Genomic DNA, 18,578 nt, shown 5'->3' with positions numbered 1-18,578 from the left:
GCGATAATTGAGAATGCCACGGCAATGAAAACGCAGTCTCACAGCCTTGCATCGACAATACCGTTTACTCGCCGGATGTCGGAACCAGCAGGCCGTATTTGCCGTCATCACGCAGATAGACGACGTTGACCTCGTTGGTATCCGCGTTAGTGAACATATAGAACTTGTGACCGACCATGTTCATCTGCAGGATCGCCTCATCCACAGAGATCGGCTTGACGGGGATCTCCTTGGTGCGGACGATGGTGTACTCCTCTTCCTCGATCTCCGGCTCTTCCGCGGGAGCGACCAGCTCCTCGAGAGAGCCTTTTCTGAGGCGTTTCTCCAGCTTCGACTTATTCTTTCTCAACTGACGACCGAGGACGTCGATACACTTATCTACAGCGTCATTCATCTCAGGCATTGTCTTTTCAGCTCTGTAAACCATCGATTTATCACGGATCGTGATCTCAACGGTCTGAGAGTTTTTGTCAACGGTGGCGACCACAAACGCCTGAGCCTCATCGGAGAAGATCTTGTCAAATTTTGAAAGCTTCTTCTCGACTCTCTGTTTGAAGTTGTCCCTAAGATTACACTTGCGTTCGGTGTAGGTAATCTTCATAATAATGCCTCCCAGCAATAATTTATTTACGACCGCCGCCGTTCCCGCGTCGGGAATAGCCGCGGCTCTCGCCACGTTTAAGGTCGGACATCTTATCCTCGGAGGTGCGCTTGAACTTGCTCATCATGTCCTCGAAGGATCCGCCCGACGAAGAGCTCTGCCACTCAAAGTCGCCCGGAGAGGTGACCGGAGGCGCGGGCTCATATTTCTTTCTCTGCTTTTGGGGTTCACGCGTACGCGGCTTGCCTTTCGCCGCGGGCTTTTTGCTTGCGTCAGCTTTTTCCAGCTGTTTCATCGACAGCGCGACCTTGCCGTCATCGGCGACGGAAATCACCTTGACCGTCACAGCCTGTCCGATCTTGAGGACGGATTTGATGTCCTCGATATAGGAGCGGGATATCTCAGAGATATGGATCATCCCGCGAGAACCATCTTCGGTCTCGACAAACGCGCCGAAGTTAGTGATGCCTGTTACCTTCCCGTTTACGATTTCGCCTACACTCAATGCCATTCAGTTGTTTTCCCCTTAACTCTTTACTGTGCCAAGGCCCCTCAGCCTTGTTGTGGTGATGTAAAATACTCAGTCACCGGCTACGTTGACAAATACACGCTCGCCCTCTTTGATATAATCAAGATCATCGCGGGCGATCTGCTCCGCCAAAGCGGAAAAGTCAGAATCCGTGCCGGTGGAATTATACAATTTTTGGATATCCTCGTTTTTGATCTCCTGTACCGTGATCTGCTCCTTGAGCTCAGCCAGCTCCGCCTGACGTTCGCGGATCTGGGAGCGGATGCCGATGATCGATACCATGGAGTAAACCAAAAACGCTACCGCAACCAAAGAGATCACGACGATCACAGGGCGGGACAGAAGTCTTCTACCCTCGCTCTGCGGCTCTTCTGCGCTGTCGCGTTTTCGCTTTGACGCGGTATGCGGTTTTTTTGTTTCTTTTTTGCTCATGATATTTATCCTTATTGTAGCGCCGACGTTGTCGTTTTGACCTTTCGGCACGATGGTTTTGTTTTTTCTCAGCCGCATATCGATGCAACTTATCTATTATTACACCTACATTATACAACAGATAGGCTATGGACTTCAATAGGTAATTGAAAAAAATTTGTAAAATTTTTCGTATTTTTTGTACAAAACTACGTATCTTCTTTGCCGAAAATGCGTACACCTTACCCATAACGCTGCCCAACGTAAGGCGATACGCTAAGAATCCGACCGCCTCACCGAACAGGATGAACGCACGCACATCTCCCTTGTTGAACGGCAGTGAAAACAGCGAGGTGATCACGCCGCACACCGCGAAGAATACAATGTCGGAGATCAGCACATGGATTTTTCCCGCGCGCAATACCATACGCGCGGCGCGGATCACATCATACAGCACGCCGAGTGCCGCACCCAGCACCAGTGACCACAAAAAGTAGGCGGTCTGGGCGGAAAGCGAGATCCCCATCAGCGGAACAGCCGCGAGCGCAGTGATCCGTTGGACGCGCCCAGATATTGCAGAGAGGTGATCAGCCCGTCGATCACCACATCGCCGCTCTCGAGACTCAGCTTGCTGATATGCAGTCCCGTGCCCTTGACGACCAAGGTCGCGTCGCTCAATTTGACGTTGATGGTCTGTTCATCGAACCCGGACACATCCTCTACCCCGCTGAGCGTAAGCAGCTTGCGGTTATCCAGCGTCAGGATATGCGGCTTTTTCATCGTATTTTCAGGCATAACAAATCCCCCATATTATCTTATACTATTTTCGAATAAAACAGCTTAGCATCTGTTGTGCCTAATTCCGTATAACTTTGTTGGACTCCTTGACATACGTCAGTATGCCTGCGTCGTCCGCCTCGTTCTACGGAATTATTCGTCAACATCTGATTAATCCGTTTTATTTGAAAACAGTATTATCTGTAGATAATATGAGGGTTTTTCTTCAAATATGCGTTTGAGATGTTCAGCGGTGGATATACATCCGCGTCATGTCCGGCTCGCCATCACCCTGCACCATGCAGAGATACTCCCAGCCGTAGCGCTCATAAAAGCCGGTGTGATCCGTCACCAGATACAGCGGACTGATCCCCTTTGCTTTCATATCGTCAACGACCATATTCAGCAGATGACCGGCGATACCCTGTCCGCGGTATGCCTCTTCCGTATATACGGCACACACGTTGGGCGACAGATCCTTTCGATCGTGAAAATCGTTTTCGATCACACCCAAGCCCGCGATGATCTTTTCACCGTCCAGACACAGGTACCAGCCGTTTTCCGTCTGTTCACCGAGATACTCTTCCATACATTCGAGGTACGCTTCTTTCGGAACACCCCATTTTTCGTGAAACCACTGCGCGGCGGCGTCCTTTAACGCAGGATCCTCACGCAGTGTGAGACAGCGATATGATTCCATAATCTATTCAACCTTTCTTTGTTTTGATTCAGCCTATAAAGGCGTGTACATCGAGGATACATCCTCTTTGCGGATGGTCTCAACCACCTTGTCGACGCGGAATTTGACGGAGCGGGATTCAAAATTCAGCTCCACCACGTCGCCGACCTTCACATCATAAGAAGCACGCGCGACCTTGCCGTTGACGACCGCCTTGCCCGCGTCGCATACCTCGTTGGCGACGGTGCGGCGCTTGATGATGCGGGAAACCTTCAAATACTTATCTAATCTCATCTTGACCTCCATATACAGTCATTATTTGAAGCAACTTTCTTCCTTCGTGCGCCTCCTTCAAAAAAGAAAGCTAATCTATTATAACGTCTTTGCGCAGAATCGTCAACCGCAAGAAACAGGGGCAGACCGAAGCCTGCCCCTGTAGCAAAGGTATATTATTCTAAATTTGAATTATGACCATTTACCGTCACTACTTCCCCATCCGGTAATAGTGTATGTTTTTCCGATATTGCCATTCAGTGAAAGGTCATCGGTCTGGTTCCAAACGCTGTCCCAACTGCCTGCTGACTCAGCCGGATTTTCACGAACAAAGATACAGTTAGAGTTTGCAGTTGTGTAGCTATCCGGAAGCTCAAAGCGATAAGTGCTGCCAACCTTTGTAGCGGTCAGCCACTCCCCTTCATCTTGACCGTCATTCCAAACATACAACTCAAAGCGTGCATTTGCCTGATCCCAAAGACTGGAACCGCCTGCATTCAGATAAACATAATTCTTAGCGGGCTCGGGAGCTGTGGTCGGCTCGGGAGCGGTAGTCGGATCCGGTGTTTCGATGTCATAGAAAGCTACTTGGTAGTTGCCTGTGCCATCCTTATCGGTCATGTATACGCCGGTAGCGCCGGTGAACGGAATGTCAACAGTCTGCTGTTCACCATCGTTAATGATGTAGTTGGTCATGCCGGCGGGCATCTCGAATGTATATCTCTTTTCGCCCAACTCATTGGTATCGAGATAAGTCATCGGAACGCCGGGCCACTCTACGGGCTCGTCTTCATCAGACCAATAATAAATATTGACAGTGCTGAAGCCCTTGTTGTTAGAGAAGATGATGGTTCTGTTGGTAACATCGGAAGCCTCAGTCGGAGCTGTTGTCGGATCGGGAGTCGGTGTAGAACCGCCGTCGATATAGAGATATCCGCCGAATGCGCTCCAATCAGCCTGATAGGCGGGCTTGAAGTAGACAGTGACGTTGCCCGCGTGAGCCGCGTCAACAGTGTAGTCGTTATTCATACCGTCGGGATACCATGTGGTGATCGCGCCGTTCTCGACCTTGACCGCCTTGACACCGTCGCCGGAGGCGAGGGTGGTGTTGAGCATATACTCGCCGGGGTTGGAGGCGTTCTCACTGAACTTGTAAGCGGATTCCGCTTTCCAATCGGTCATGGTACCGACCAGATAGTAACCGTCAGTGATATCAGAAGCGGGAGTAGTCGGCTCGGGAGCGGTGGTAGGATCATCACCGCCGACGATCTCATAGAACGCCACCTCATAGTTGCCGTCGGTGTTCTTATCGGTCATGTAGACGCCGGTAGCGCCGTTGAAGGTGATGTCAACGGTCTGCTGTGTGCCGTCGTTGATGATGTAGTAGGTCATACCGGCAGGCATCTCAAAGATGTAGCGTTGCTCATTATGCTCGTTGGTATCATAATACGTCATCGGAACGCCGGGCCAGTCTACGGGCACGTCGTCATCAGACCAGTAATAGATGTTGACGGTGCTGAAGCCCTTGTTATTAGAGAAGATGATGGTTCTGTCAGTGACATCGGGAGCCTCAGTCGGTGCCACAGTGGGCTCGGGAGCCTGAGTGGGAACGGGAGCATCCGTCGGCTGTGCCGAGGGCTCGATAAAGGAGGCGTGGAGTCTGAAATCGGGAAGGAGGATCTCACCGTTTTTGATGATGGGATCAACATCCTCATTAGACATTGCCAGCGTTACCATCTCATTGGTGACCTCCGCCTCGCCGGGCGCCTTGACCGTGTAATGGGATTTGATCAGGATAGCATTGTTGCTGTCAAACATAAAGCCGTTAACGATCGAAGGTGTAGACGCGTTATAGAAGATCGCGCCGCGGGTAGGATCATGATACTCCGGATCATCGGTCAGATCGGTCATATTACCGCCTGCCATGGTCGCGTTCATGGTGACCGGGAACATGCCCTCAAGGTCGATGATATCACCCGAAGTGGAATCGTACTGATCGGCAAGCTCGAGAACCGCGTTGGTGTAGAGCTGTCTGCCGTCCAGCGTACCGATTTCGCCGTTGTTATATGCGGAGGTGTTCAGTGTAGTGTATACCGTGAAGGTATCGCCGACATTGAATTCCAGTGTTTCGCTTCTGCCGTCAAGACCGCGAACGGTGACGGTCGCCTTACCAACGGGAGCATCTGTCGGAGCCTGAGTCGGAGCTGAGGTAGGAGCCTGAGTCGGAGCTGCGGTGGGAGCCTGAGTGGGCGCCGCGGTCGGAGCCTGTGTCGGTGCCGCGGTCGGAGCAGGAGCATCCGTCGGCTGTGCTCCGGGCTCAGTGTAGGAAGCGTGGACTGTGAAATCGGGAAGGAGGATCTGCTTCTTGTCAACGATCTTGGTCAGCTCCTGATTGGACATTGCCAAGGTCATCAGCTCATTGGTGATCTCAGCTTCGCCGGGCGCCTTGACAGTGTAATGGGACTTGATCAGGATCGCGTTGTCGTTATCGAACTTGAAGCCGTTAACGATCGAAGGTGTAGACGCGTTGTAGAAGATCGCGCCGCGGGTCGGATCATAGTATTCTTCATCCTCGGTCAGATCGGTCATATTGCCGCTCGCTATGGTTTGATAGCGGGTGACCGGGAACATACCCTCGATATCGATGATATCACCCATTTCGGGATCATACTCGTCGGCAAGCTCGAGAACCGCGTTGGTATAGAGCTGTCTGCCGTCCAGAGAACCGATTCGACCGTTGTTATATGCGGAGGTGTTCATTGTGGTATATACCGTGAAGGTATCGCCTACGTTGAACTCTCTTGTCTCGGACTCACCGTCAAGACCGTAAATCGTGACGGTCGCCTTACCTGCGGGAGCATCCGTCGGAGCCTGTGTGGGCGCCTGAGTCGGAGCTACGGAAGGAGCCTGCGTGGGCGCCTGTGTCGGAACAGGAGCATCCGTGGGCTGTGCTCCGGGCTCGGTATAGGAAGCGTGGACCGTGAAATCGGGAAGGAGGATCTGCTTCTTGTCAACGATCTTGGTCAGATCCTGGTTAGACATCGCCAGCGTCATCAACTCATTGGTGATCTCTGCCTCGCCGGGTGCCTTGACAGTGTAATGGGACTTGATCAGAATCGCGTTGTCGTTATCAAACTTGAAGCCGTTAATGATCGAAGGTGTAGACGCGTTGTAGAAGATCGCGCCGCGGGTCGGATCATAATACTCTTCATCCTCAGTCAAATCGGTTTCCTTGCCGTTTGCGATCGTTTGGTACTTGGTAACCGGGAACATACTCTCGGGATCGAGGAAATCACCCGATTCGGGGTCGTACTCGTCAGCAACCTCAAGGATCGCGTTGGTGTATACCTGTCTGGCATCCAGAGAACCGATTCGACCGTTATTATATGCGGATGTGTTCATTGTGGTGTATACCGTAAAGGTATCGCCGACATTGAATTCCTTTGTTTCACTTTCACCGTCAAGACCGTAGATCGTGACAGTCGCCTTGCCTGCGGGAGCATCCGTCGGAGCCTGTGTAGGCGCCTGTGTCGGAGCTTGTGTGGGTACTATGGTGGGAGCTTGTGTGGGCGCCTGTGTCGGAGCTACGGTAGGAGCCTGAGTGGGAGCCTGAGTGGGAGCCGCGGTAGGAGCCTGTGTGGGTGCCTGTGTCGGAGCTGCGGTCGGTGCCTGTGTGGGCGCCTGAGTCGGAGCTGCGGTCGGTGCCTGTGTGGGCGCCTGAGTCGGTACCGTGGTAGGAGCCTGTGTCGGAGCCTCGGTTGCGGGAGTTGTCCATGTGACGGTCATCTTCGCACCGGTCTTGGTAGTGAAGTCGAAGCCGGTCAGGTCGAGCTGCATCTTGATGGTGGTGCCGGGCTCGAGACCCTCGATCTTCAGGTTCTTGGGACCGTTGTAGATCGCGTCGGTCGTTACGCCGTTTACGATCACACCGTTGTCGCCGAGACCGAAGTTATGGGTCCATGCGTCGTTGATCGCGAACTTAAACTCAGGATCAGAGGTGTCGTACTCGCCGAGTGTGTACTCGATCTCGTAGATGTCGGCATCGCCTATCTTAGTCATGTGGTTGACTGCGGCAGCGGGATCCCATTCAATGTTGTTCAGCCAGTTGTCGCCGTCGGGAGTACCGTTACCTACCGCGGTGACGGACTGGACATCCAGACCGTCATCATAGGTGACGATATCGCCCACTACCCATGTCTTGGTGCCGTCGCAATATACGGTAAAGGTGCCTGCTGACTTGAGGTTGAAGGTGACGTTGTTGCCGGTCTCGTCGCCGATCCACTCGGAACCGTTCTTGACCGCCTTGAGCTGTACATCCTTCTTCGCGCCGTCAACAGTGTACGCCTTAGACCATACGTTGTTCGCGAAGGTCATGGTGTTGTTGGTGTCGTTACCGTTCCAAGAGGTACCGAAGATCGTGGTATCGTTACCTGCTACGATATAGGTATCGGCAGGCTGAGGAGCCTCGGTCGGAGCTTCGGTAGGAGCCTGAGTAGGCGCCTGAGTCGGAGCCTGTGTGGGCGCCTGTGTCGGAACAGGACCGTCTGACGGCTGTTCCTCGGGCGGGAGGAAGGAAGCGTGGAGTCTGAAATCAGGCAGGAGGATCTGCTTATTGTTCACGATCCGGGTCAGCTCCTGATTGGACATCGCCAGCGTCTTCAGCTCATTGGTGATCTCTGCCTCGCCGGGCGCCTTGACGGTGTAATGAGACTTGATCAGGATCGCGCTGTTGCTGTCGAACTTGAAGCCGTTCTTGATCGAAGGAGTGGACGCGTTGTAGAAAATCGCGCCGCGGGTCGGATCTAAGTACTCTTCATCCTCGGACAGCTCGGTCGCATTACCGTTCGCAACGGTTCGAGAGAGGGTGACCGGGAACATACTCTCGAGATCGAGGATATCACCCGATTCGGGATCGTACTCGTCGGCAAGCTCGAGGATCGCGTTGGTGTAGAGCTGTCTGGCATCCAGAGAGCCGATTCGGCCGTCATTATATGCGGAGGTGTTCAGCGTGGTGTATACCGTGAAAGTATCGCCGACATTGAATTCCTGTGTTTCACTTCTGCCGTCAAGACCGCGCACGGTGACGATCGCCTTTTCAGCGGGCGCATCCGTCGGAGCTACGGTCGGAGCCACGGTGGGCTTAGGTGCCTCAGTCGGAGCCGCGGTAGGCGCCTGAGTCGGTGCCTGTGTAGGAGCCTGTGTGGGTGCCTCAGTGGGAAGCGGAACGATTGTAGGTGTAGGTTCCTTAGTCTCCTCAGGCGGAGCCTCTGTCACAGGAGTTAAGGTAGGAAGGGGCGCATCCGTCGGAGCCTCGGTGGGTTTGGACGCTTCTGTCGGAGCTTCTGTCGGAGCAGGTGCTTCGGTAGGCGCCTGTGTCGGCGCCTCGGTAGGTGCGGAACCGGGCTTGTCGAATGTCGCGTTGACTGTCAGTGAAGCATCGGATGCCACAACGCCGTCGTCCACCAGCTTGGTCAGGTCGTCATCTGCCACTGCCAAATAAGACAGCGCGTTTCTGACCTCGCCGACGCCGCCGTTTTTGACTGTGTAAGTGGTCACGATAGCCAGATCGTCATCGGAATCAAATACGAAAGCATCGGATGTGCCGGGAGTAGACGCATTGTACTGGACAAGACCGGTGTCTCTGAGTCGACCCATCGCCTTATCGCCGAACACCGGGAATACGGTATCGGTATCAGTGAAGAACTGCTCATCATCAACAGGGCTTGTTAATGTCAGAACGGAATCGGTAAAGGTCTGCTCACCGCTGGCAGCAGCGATCTGCACATCTTCGCCGGATTTCTTAGCGTTCAGCGAGGTATAGACCGTGAAAGAATCACCGATGTTGAATTCCCTGGTCTCCGACTGACCGTTCAGACCGTAGATCGTTATGGTCGCGGTCGTGTAAACGGGCTCGCCGATACCCTTGTCCATCGCGATGGGTTTATGCGCGACAAACTGCTTGATCAAAAGGACGTCGTTGCCGTCGATGATCGGAGTTTCTTCATCTTTATAACAGTTGGCAACCTTGAACTCGATGGAATCGACGGACATCGAGTTATAATCAAGATATCCCTCTGAAAACCGTTTTGTAATCGACTTGTTCAATACCAAAACATCGGTGCCGTCGACGATACCGTCACGGTTGACATCGCCTAACAGCGCCGGTTCATACGGGGGATCCTGGTAAATGGTCTTGGTATCAGCAGCCGCGCCCTGCACCATGCCGACGGAAACGACCGCGAACAACATGGCGAGAACCAGGATCATGCTGATAACCTGCTTACAATTTCTCATGTTATCTCCTCCTAAATGGTTACCTGTTCGGGGCAAAACAGCCCTCAAACAAGCACAGTCAATTTAACAGAGCATACACTTCGGGTATACTCTCGCTATTATGAATATTATATTACAATCACGTAATCTTTTCAATAAATCCGACCTCCTTTTGTCGGAGCTCAGGCATAGAAAAAACAACCCTGTTTTTGGCAGTTTTGCACAATAGCGGAAGTTATTTTTAAATAATTCTCACAAAGAAAAATGAGCCCCCGAAAAGGAGGCTCATATGATTGGATCTTATTCTTCTGTCGGAGCGGCAGGAACAGCGGGGATGTAATTCTCCTCGAGTTCGATGTTGTTGTAGCGGTTCATACCGGTACCGGCGGGAACCAGCTTACCGATCAGAACGTTTTCCTTCAAGCCGACCAGCGGATCGACCTTGCCCTTGATCGCGGCGTCGGTGAGCACGCGGGTGGTCTCCTGGAAGGAAGCGGCGGACAGGAAGCTGTCGGTCGCGAGAGAAGCCTTGGTGATACCCAGCAAAAGCTGTGTCCAGGTAGCCTCTCTGAGACCCTCTTCCCCATTCGCGATACGCTCTTTTATTTCTTTATTCGCATAAAGAACATCGGTACGGTTGTACATCTGACCGGGCATGAAGTCGGTCGAGCCCGGATCGTCCACTCTGACCTTCTTGAGCATCTGGCGCACGATGACCTCGATATGCTTATCGTTGATATCAACACCCTGCAGGCGGTAGGTACTCTGTACCTCGCTGATCAGGTAATCCTGAACCGCGTTGGTGCCCATGATGTCAAGGATATCGTGAGGATTGACAGCACCGTCGGTGATCTTGTCACCCTTGTTGATGTGCTGACCTTCCTCGACCGCGACACGGAATCCGAAGGGGATCAGATAGCTCTTTTCCTCGGCGGTCTCGGTATTGTATACGATCGCGTGACGGGTGTTCTTGATCTCCTCAAAGCGAACGTCACCCTCGATCTCGGAAATGATCGCGAGATTCTTCGGCTTACGGGTCTCGAACAGCTCTTCAACACGCGGCAAACCCTGTGTGATATCCTCCGCCGACGCAACGCCGCCGGTATGGAAGGTACGCATCGTCAGCTGTGTACCGGGTTCACCGATGGACTGCGCGGCGATGATACCGACCGCCTCACCGACGGTGACAGGCTGACCGTTCGCAAGGTTTGCGCCGTAGCACTTCTTGCAGATACCGTGCTTGGAGCGGCACGCGAGGATCGAGCGAATCTCGATGCTCTCGACGCCGGAATTGCAGATGATATCCGCCTCACGCTCGCCCATGAGCTGATCCTTGGAGACCAGCACGTTGCCGTTCTCGTCGCAGAAATCGCGAACGAGGAAACGACCCATCAGACGCTCGTGCATCTCTTCGATGACCTGCTTGCCCGCCTTGATGTCAAAGACCTCAAGACCTTCGTTGGCATGGCAGTCCTCGTCGCGGATGATGACCTCCTGCGATACATCGACCAGACGACGGGTCAGATAACCCGAGTCGGCGGTACGCAGCGCGGTATCAGCCAGACCTTTACGCGCGCCACGGGAGGATATGAAGTATTCCAAAATGTTCAGACCCTCACGATAGTTCGCGCGAATCGGGATCTCGATGGTCTTACCGGAGGTGTTTGCGATCAGTCCGCGCATACCCGCGAGCTGACGGATCTGGCTCATGGAACCACGCGCGCCGGAATCGGCCATCATGTAGATCGGATTATATCTGTCCAGATTATCCTGGAGCTTTTCGGTAACATCGTTGGTCGCCTTTTCCCAGATGGAAAGTACCTTTTCGTATCTTTCCTGATCGGAACGCAGACCCATGTTGAACTCTTCGCGGATCGCGTCGACGTCCGCCTCGGCCTTTTCGATGATCTCCTTCTTCTCGGGCGGGATGGTCGCGTCGCAGACAGCGACGGTGATTGCGCCGATGGTGGAGTATTTGTAACCCTGCGCCTTGACGTTATCGAGCACCTCAGCGGTGACCTCGGTACCGTGGACGCGGATGCAGGCGTCGATGATCTTTCCGAGCTGCTTTTTGCCGACGAGGAAGTCCACCTCGAACTTGCAGACGTTTTCATCCTGTGTTCTGTCAACAAAGCCCAGATCCTGCGGAACGGCGCGGTTGAAGATGATCTTACCGACGGTGGTGTCGATGATCGCGCTCTTCTTCTCGCCGTCTACCTCGACCTCGCGTCTGACCTTGATCTTGCTGTGCAGGGTCAGGATGCCGGTCTGGTACGCCATCAGCGCTTCGTCGATATCCTTGAACGCCTTACCCTCACCGGGTTCGCCGTCCTTATCGAGCGTCAGATAGTAGGAACCGAGGACCATATCCTGCGTCGGAACGACGACAGGCTTACCGTCGGAGGGCTTCAAGAGGTTGCCGGCAGCCAGCATGAGGAAGCGAGCCTCGGCCTGTGCCTCTGCGGAAAGCGGTACGTGAACCGCCATCTGGTCGCCGTCGAAGTCGGCGTTGTACGCGGTACATACCAGCGGATGGAGCTTTAACGCGCGACCCTCGACCAGTACGGGCTCAAACGCCTGGATACCCAGTCTGTGCAGGGTAGGCGCACGGTTCAGCAGAACCGGATGACCCTTGATGACGACCTCGAGCGCGTCCCAGACCTCGGGCTTTGCTCTCTCGACCGCCTTACGAGCCGCCTTGATGTTCTGTGAGACCTTGGTCTCGACCAGACGCTTCATGACGAAAGGCTTGAACAGCTCGAGCGCCATCTCCTTGGGCAGACCGCACTGGTACATCTTCAGCTCAGGGCCGACGACGATAACGGAACGGCCGGAGTAGTCGACACGCTTACCCAGCAGATTCTGACGGAAACGACCCTGTTTACCCTTGAGCATATCGGACAGGGATTTGAGGGAGCGGTTGGAGGGTCCCGTGACGGGACGGCCGCGGCGACCGTTGTCGATCAGCGCGTCTACCGCTTCCTGCAGCATACGTTTCTCGTTGCGGATGATGATATCGGGCGCCTCTAACTCAAGGAGTCTTGCGAGACGGTTGTTACGGTTGATGACACGGCGATACAGATCGTTCAGATCGGAGGTCGCGAAACGACCGCCGTCGAGCTGTACCATGGGTCGGATATCCGGAGGAATGACCGGGAGAACCTCCATGATCATCCACTCGGGACGGTTGCCGGAAAGGCGGAACGCCTCAACGACCTCGAGTCTTTTACTGAGGCGGGCACGCTTCTGAGAGGTGGAGCAATTATCGAGCTCCTCCTTGATCTCAGCGGAAAGCGCCTCCAGATCGATCTCTGCGAGCAGATCACGGATCGCCTCGGCGCCCATGCCCGCGGAGAAATCATCCTCATACTTTTCCTTCATATCGCGATACTCCTGCTCGCTGAGAAGCTGGAGCTTAGAGAGCTCGCGCGCGTCGCCGGGATCGGTGACGATGTAAGAGGAGAAGTAGAGAACCTTTTCCAGTGTTCTCGGGGAGATGTCCAGCATCAGAGAGATACGGGACGGAATACCCTTGAAATACCAGATGTGGGATACGGGAGCGGCGAGCTCGATATGACCCATGCGCTCACGTCTGACCTTGGCGCGAGTGACCTCAACGCCGCAGCGGTCGCAGATCTTGCCCTTGAAGCGGATGCGCTTATACTTACCGCAGTGGCACTCCCAGTCCTTGGTCGGTCCGAAAATGCGCTCACAGAAAAGACCGTCGCGCTCCGGCTTTAAGGTTCTGTAGTTGATCGTCTCCGGCTTTTTGACCTCGCCGTAAGACCATTCTCTTATTTGATCGGGAGAAGCAAGACCGATTTTGATAGAATCAAATACATTATTATCCATGTTAGCCCCTCCTTTTTAAACTTCGTCGGATCCGAAATCGTCATAATCGAGCATGTCGTCCTGATCCTCATAAATGGAATTCTCATCGAACATATTGCCCTCTTCATCCTGATCCTCATCGAGCAGGAAGCCGTCCATCGAGGTCATGACCTGATCCTCCTCGAGCGTCTCGTCATCGGAAGCGACAACGATATCGTCGTCCTCCTCGAAATGCTGTTTGAGGTCGATCTCTTCACCCTCATCGTTGAGTACGCGGACGTCGAGCGACAGGCTCTGCAGCTCTTTGATTAGAACCTTGAAGGACTCGGGGATACCCGGCGTCGGGATGTTCTGACCCTTGACGATGGATTCATACGCCTTGACACGGCCGACAACATCGTCGGACTTCACGGTCAGGATCTCCTGCAGGGTGTAAGCGGCGCCGTAAGCCTCCAGCGCCCAAACTTCCATCTCACCGAAGCGCTGGCCGCCGAACTGCGCCTTACCGCCCAGAGGCTGCTGGGTGACCAGGCTGTACGGGCCGGTGGAACGCGCGTGGATCTTATCGTCGACAAGATGATGCAGCTTGAGGTAGTACATGTAACCGACGGTGACGGGGTTATCGAAGAACTCACCGGTTCTGCCGTCACGCAGACGGGTCTTACACTCCATGGAGATACCGTTCTGACGGAAGCATTCGCCGAAGTCGATACCGGTCTCGTCGCGCATGTCTTTATAATCTTCTTTATCTCTGATGCGCTCGAACAGTTCAAAGATGTCCTGCTCGTGAGCGCCGTCGAATACGGGAGTCATGATCTTCCAGCCAAGTGCCTTACAAGCGTAGCCGAGGTGAACCTCGAGCACCTGACCGATGTTCATACGGGAAGGTACGCCCAGGGGGTTGAGGACGATATCCAGCGGAGTACCGTCGGGCAGGAAGGGCATATCCTCCTGCGGCAGGATGCGGGATACGACGCCCTTGTTACCGTGACGACCCGCCATTTTATCGCCGACCGAGATCTTGCGCTTCTGCGCCAGATAGCAGCGGACGACCTTGTTCACGCCGGGCTGCAGCTCATCGCGGCTGTCCTCGCGGGTGAACACCTTGACGTCGACAACGATACCGCTCTCGCCGTGGGGTACGCGCAGGGAGGTATCTCTGACCTCACGCGCCTTTTCGCCGAAGATGGCGCGCAGCAGGCGCTCCTCGGCAGTCAGCTCGGTCTCACCCTTGGGAGTGACCTTACCGACCAGGATATCGCCGGCATGGACCTCGGCGCCGATGTGGATGATACCGTTCTCGTCCAGATCCTTGAGCATATCCTCGCCGACATTCGGGATGTCGCGGGTGATCTCTTCGGGTCCGAGCTTGGTATCGCGGGCGTCGATCTCATACTCTTCGATATGGATAGAGGTATATACATCGTCGCGGACGATCTTTTCGTTGATCAGTACCGCGTCCTCGTAGTTGTAACCTTCCCAGGTCATAAAGCCGATCAGGGCGTTCTTACCCAGCGAGATCTCGCCGTCCTTGGTAGCGGGGCCGTCGGCGAGGACTTCGCCCTTGACGACGCGCTGTCCACGCTCGACGATCGGGATCTGGTTGATACAGGTGCCCTGGTTGGAGCGCAGGAACTTGATGACCTCGTGCTCCTTGACCTTGCCGTTATCATACTGAACGGTGATATGGTTCGCGTCAACGCTCATGACGGTACCGTCGTCATCTGCCAGTACGCAGACGCCGGAGTCGGTACCCGCCTTGTATTCCATACCGGTGCCGACGATCGGGGATTCGGTCACCATCAGCGGAACAGCCTGACGCTGCATGTTCGCGCCCATCAGCGCACGGTTCGCGTCATCGTTCTCGAGGAACGGGATCATCGCGGTAGCGACGGAGACGACCATGCGGGGGCTGACGTCCATGTAATCGAACCTGGATGCTTTGAGCTCGACGAATCCGTCCTTATGACGGCCGACGACCTTCTTATGGACGAAGTGACCTTCCTCATCGAGAGGCTCGTTCGCCTGCGCGACATAGAACTCGTCCTCCATGTCAGCGGTCATATAGACAACTTCCTTGGTGACGATGCCGGTCTCTTTATCGATCTTGCGGAAGGGGGTCTCAACAAAGCCGTACTCGTTGATCTTCGCGAAGGTCGCGAGATAGGAGATCAGACCAATGTTGGGGCCTTCGGGGGTCTCGATAGGACACATACGTCCGTAGTGGGTATAGTGTACGTCACGTACCTCGAATCCCGCTCTGTCTCGGCTCAGACCGCCGGGACCCAGGGCTGACAGACGTCTTTTATGTGTCAGCTCGGCGAGGGGGTTGTTCTGGTCCATAAACTGGGACAGCGGAGAGGAACCGAAGAATTCCTTGATCGCCGCGGTCACGGGACGGATATTGATCAGTGTCGCGGGAGAGAGCGCCTCGGGATCCTGCGCCTGCAGGGTCATGCGCTCACGGATCACGCGCTCTAAACGGCTGAAGCCGATGCGGAACTGGTTTTGCAGCAGCTCGCCGACGCAGCGGATGCGGCGGTTGCCCAAGTGGTCGATATCATCGGTGGTACCGATATGCTCCGCGAGACAGTTCATGTAGTTGACGGACGCGAAGATATCCTCGACCGTGATGTGGTTGGGAACGAGCTCGCCCGCGCGGCGCTCGATCTCAGCCCTGAGCTCATCCTCGTTCTCGCAGGAGTCGAGGATCTCGCACAGTACGTCGAAGCTGACGCGCTCCTTGACGCCCAGCTCGGAGCAGTCGAAATCGACATAAGCGTTGATGTCGACCATGCCGTTGGAGAGCACCTTGACCTCATGACCGTCCTCGGCGGCGATGTAGACGAACTTGACGCCCGCGTTATCGATCTCAGCCGCCGTCTCACGGCTGACGGTGTCGCCGCGCTGTGCCAGCACCTCGCCGGTGCGGGGCGCGACAACGGGCTGGGTCAGGGTGTGGCCGGTGATACGACCGGCTAAATTCAGCTTTTTATTATATTTATATCTGCCGACGCGCGACATATCGTAGCGCCTCGGGTCAAAGAAGAGGTTATTGATGTGCGTTTGAGCGCTCTCGATGGTGGGAGGCTCGGAGGGGCGCAGCTTGCGGTAGACTTCGATCAGACCGTCCTCAACGCTCTTGCAGGTATCCTTTTCAAAGGTCGCCTTGATGCGCTTGTCGTCGCCGAACATCTCGACGATATCGCCGTCGGTACCCAGACCTAAGGCGCGCAAAAAGACGGTGATCGGCAGCTTACGGTTCTTGTCGATACGGACATAGAACACATCGTTGACGTCGTTCTCATACTCCAGCCATGCGCCGCGGTTCGGGATGACGGTGGAGGAGAACAGCTCCTTACCGGTCTTATCGTGGTTCATCTTGAAATAAACGCCCGGAGAACGAACGAGCTGAGATACGATAACACGCTCAGCGCCGTTGATGACGAAGGTACCGGAATCGGTCATCAGCGGAAAGTCGCCCATAAAGACGTTACTCTCCTTGATCTCACCGGTCTCCTTATTCAGCAGACGCGCGGTAACACGCAGCGCCGCGGAATATGTCGCGTCTCTCTCCTTACATTCGATGACCGAATAGTTCGGATGATCCACATCGAGGGAATAATCAATGAAGTCGAGCACAAGGTTGTTCTGGTAGTCGTTGATACCCGATACATCCTTGAACACTTCCTTGAGTCCGTCCTCGAGGAACCACTGATAGGATTTTTTCTGGATCTCGATAAGGTTCGGCATATTGATGACGTCTTCAATCTTGCCGAAGCTCTTACGCTCTGCTTTGCCCAATTTTACGTCTTTGACATTGACCAAAAGCACATCACTCCTTCTTTTGATAGTTCACGGAAAACACGGTTTGGATCACATTCTGACATCGATAAAAGAGCGGTATTGACCGCAGCTGCAGCGCACAACCGATACATGGGTTCTCGCTTACGCTCGATCAATGATCCAATCCCTCACCTGCTCACGCAGGAGCTCCCTTTACCAAAGGGAGCCTTGATGACAAGATTGTATCCAAATCACCTCTTGACAAACGCGTTCGACTTTGCTATTATACTTTGTCGAAAATTCCGTTTGACACGCAAGGCGTAAATGTTCCCATAATGATACATTCTAGTAGTTTATATGATTTCGTCAAGAATGTCAATAGATTTTTTAAAAAAGTTTGTTTTTAATTCCTATTTGCAATTATAAATAAAATCCTTTTGTTCTCGAAAGCGTAAGAAACACCCGACTACGTTTAATGTTTTATGCTGTGCATATCAACAGATGTTTATGAAAACTATACAATTCCGCCGTACTCCCGGCGATTATTATGAAAAAATGTACTAACAAAGCGGGAAAAGCTACCCTCTCCCTGTAAGGAATGTTACAAATGAAACTGAATTCCGAAAAAATCCAAGCATATTGTCCCGAGCCGGTCGCCGTCTGTCTGTACGACAGCATCGACTCTACCAATAATGAGGCGAAGCGCAGAGCCGATCACGGCATCTGCCTATACGCAACGACCCACCAGACCGCCGGACGCGGCAGACGCGGCCACAGCTTTTACTCCCCCAGGGACACCGGGCTGTACATGACCCTCTCCCTTCCCCTGTCCGCATCCGCGGCAAACGTGCAGAAGATCACCTGCGCCGCCGCCGTGGCGGTTTGCGAAGCTGTCAGCTCGCTGAGCGACATCGATCCGCAAATCAAGTGGGTCAACGATATCTATGTGAACGGCAAAAAAGCGGCGGGCATCCTGACCGAGCTTGTCAGCGACAGCGACAACCGCCCCCGCGCCGTGATCATCGGGATCGGGATGAACCTGTGTACCGAGCGATTTCCCGAGGAATTCGCCGACAACGCCGGCAACCTCGGCGATATCGAGGTCAACGCCCTGTGCGGTACCGTCACGGCAAAGCTGATCGACTGTTACGCGCACCTTGATGATAATTCTATTATAGAAAAATACAAAGAGCGGAGCTTCTGTATCGGAAAAACTGTCCGCTACAGCAAAGACAACGTCACCCATACCGCCAAAGCCGTCGATATCGATGACGGCGGCGGACTGATCGTCGAAGAAAACGGCGTGCGCACCACCCTCAACTCCGGCGAGATCAGCGTCATTCCACTGTAATAAAGCACAAAAACGCCCTGTATGCCAAGCACAGCATACAGGGCGAGCTTTTATTCAGTTTTCGCTA

Annotated in this window: 10 protein-coding genes and 1 pseudogene; 1 reads left to right on the top strand and 10 read right to left on the bottom strand. The window is 54.0% G+C overall.

Annotated elements, in window-relative coordinates:
• Window positions 1-64: 64 nt before the first annotated feature.
• From hpf to rpoB, 10 genes and pseudogenes are all read right to left on the bottom strand, one after another.
• Window positions 65-601 (bottom strand): ribosome hibernation-promoting factor, HPF/YfiA family, encoded by a 537-nt coding sequence (gene hpf, locus JKK62_RS11160; protein WP_201427973.1) that lies wholly within the window; start codon window positions 599-601, stop codon window positions 65-67.
• Between the two features lie 22 nt (window positions 602-623).
• On the bottom strand, window positions 624-1,112 hold the full coding sequence (locus JKK62_RS11155; protein WP_201427972.1) for a S1 RNA-binding domain-containing protein: 489 nt from the start codon (window positions 1,110-1,112) through the stop codon (window positions 624-626).
• A 69-nt stretch (window positions 1,113-1,181) separates the two neighbouring features.
• Window positions 1,182-1,640, bottom strand: a complete 459-nt coding sequence (locus tag JKK62_RS17545; RefSeq protein WP_243411827.1) for an FtsB family cell division protein — start codon at window positions 1,638-1,640, stop codon at window positions 1,182-1,184.
• A 217-nt stretch (window positions 1,641-1,857) separates the two neighbouring features.
• Window positions 1,858-2,067 (bottom strand): annotated as a pseudogene (yabQ, locus tag JKK62_RS17990) (spore cortex biosynthesis protein YabQ); the annotation flags it as partial.
• A complete protein-coding gene (locus tag JKK62_RS11140) occupies window positions 2,067-2,336 on the bottom strand; it encodes a YabP/YqfC family sporulation protein (protein WP_201427969.1) in 270 nt (89 codons plus the stop codon). The gene JKK62_RS11140 and the pseudogene yabQ, both read right to left, overlap by 1 nt.
• Before the next feature lie 229 nt (window positions 2,337-2,565).
• Window positions 2,566-3,018: a GNAT family N-acetyltransferase gene (locus tag JKK62_RS11135; protein ID WP_201427968.1), complete on the bottom strand. Its 453-nt coding sequence runs from the start codon at window positions 3,016-3,018 to the stop codon at window positions 2,566-2,568.
• Window positions 3,019-3,051: 33 nt separating this feature from the next.
• Window positions 3,052-3,291 (bottom strand): RNA-binding S4 domain-containing protein, encoded by a 240-nt coding sequence (locus JKK62_RS11130; RefSeq protein WP_201427967.1) that lies wholly within the window; start codon window positions 3,289-3,291, stop codon window positions 3,052-3,054.
• Window positions 3,292-3,462: 171 nt separating this feature from the next.
• Complete coding sequence (locus tag JKK62_RS17810; protein ID WP_201427966.1) at window positions 3,463-9,564, bottom strand: starch-binding protein; 6,102 nt, start codon at window positions 9,562-9,564, stop codon at window positions 3,463-3,465.
• A gap of 279 nt (window positions 9,565-9,843) precedes the next feature.
• Window positions 9,844-13,395, bottom strand: a complete 3,552-nt coding sequence (rpoC, locus tag JKK62_RS11120; RefSeq protein WP_201427965.1) for a DNA-directed RNA polymerase subunit beta' — start codon at window positions 13,393-13,395, stop codon at window positions 9,844-9,846.
• Window positions 13,396-13,410: 15 nt separating this feature from the next.
• The gene (gene rpoB, locus JKK62_RS11115) at window positions 13,411-17,202 is read right to left on the bottom strand and encodes a DNA-directed RNA polymerase subunit beta (RefSeq protein WP_201427964.1); all 3,792 of its coding nucleotides are present in this window, start codon (window positions 17,200-17,202) and stop codon (window positions 13,411-13,413) included.
• A 565-nt stretch (window positions 17,203-17,767) separates the two neighbouring features.
• On the opposite strand from rpoB, the gene JKK62_RS11110 reads away from it, so the two are divergent.
• The gene (locus tag JKK62_RS11110; RefSeq protein WP_201427963.1) at window positions 17,768-18,511 is read left to right on the top strand and encodes a biotin--[acetyl-CoA-carboxylase] ligase; all 744 of its coding nucleotides are present in this window, start codon (window positions 17,768-17,770) and stop codon (window positions 18,509-18,511) included.
• The last annotated feature ends 67 nt before the right edge of the window (window positions 18,512-18,578 follow it).

Source organism: Ruminococcus difficilis (assembly GCF_016680995.1).
Note: the sequence above shows the minus strand (reverse complement) of the source record. Positions and strands in the feature narration are given on the sequence as shown.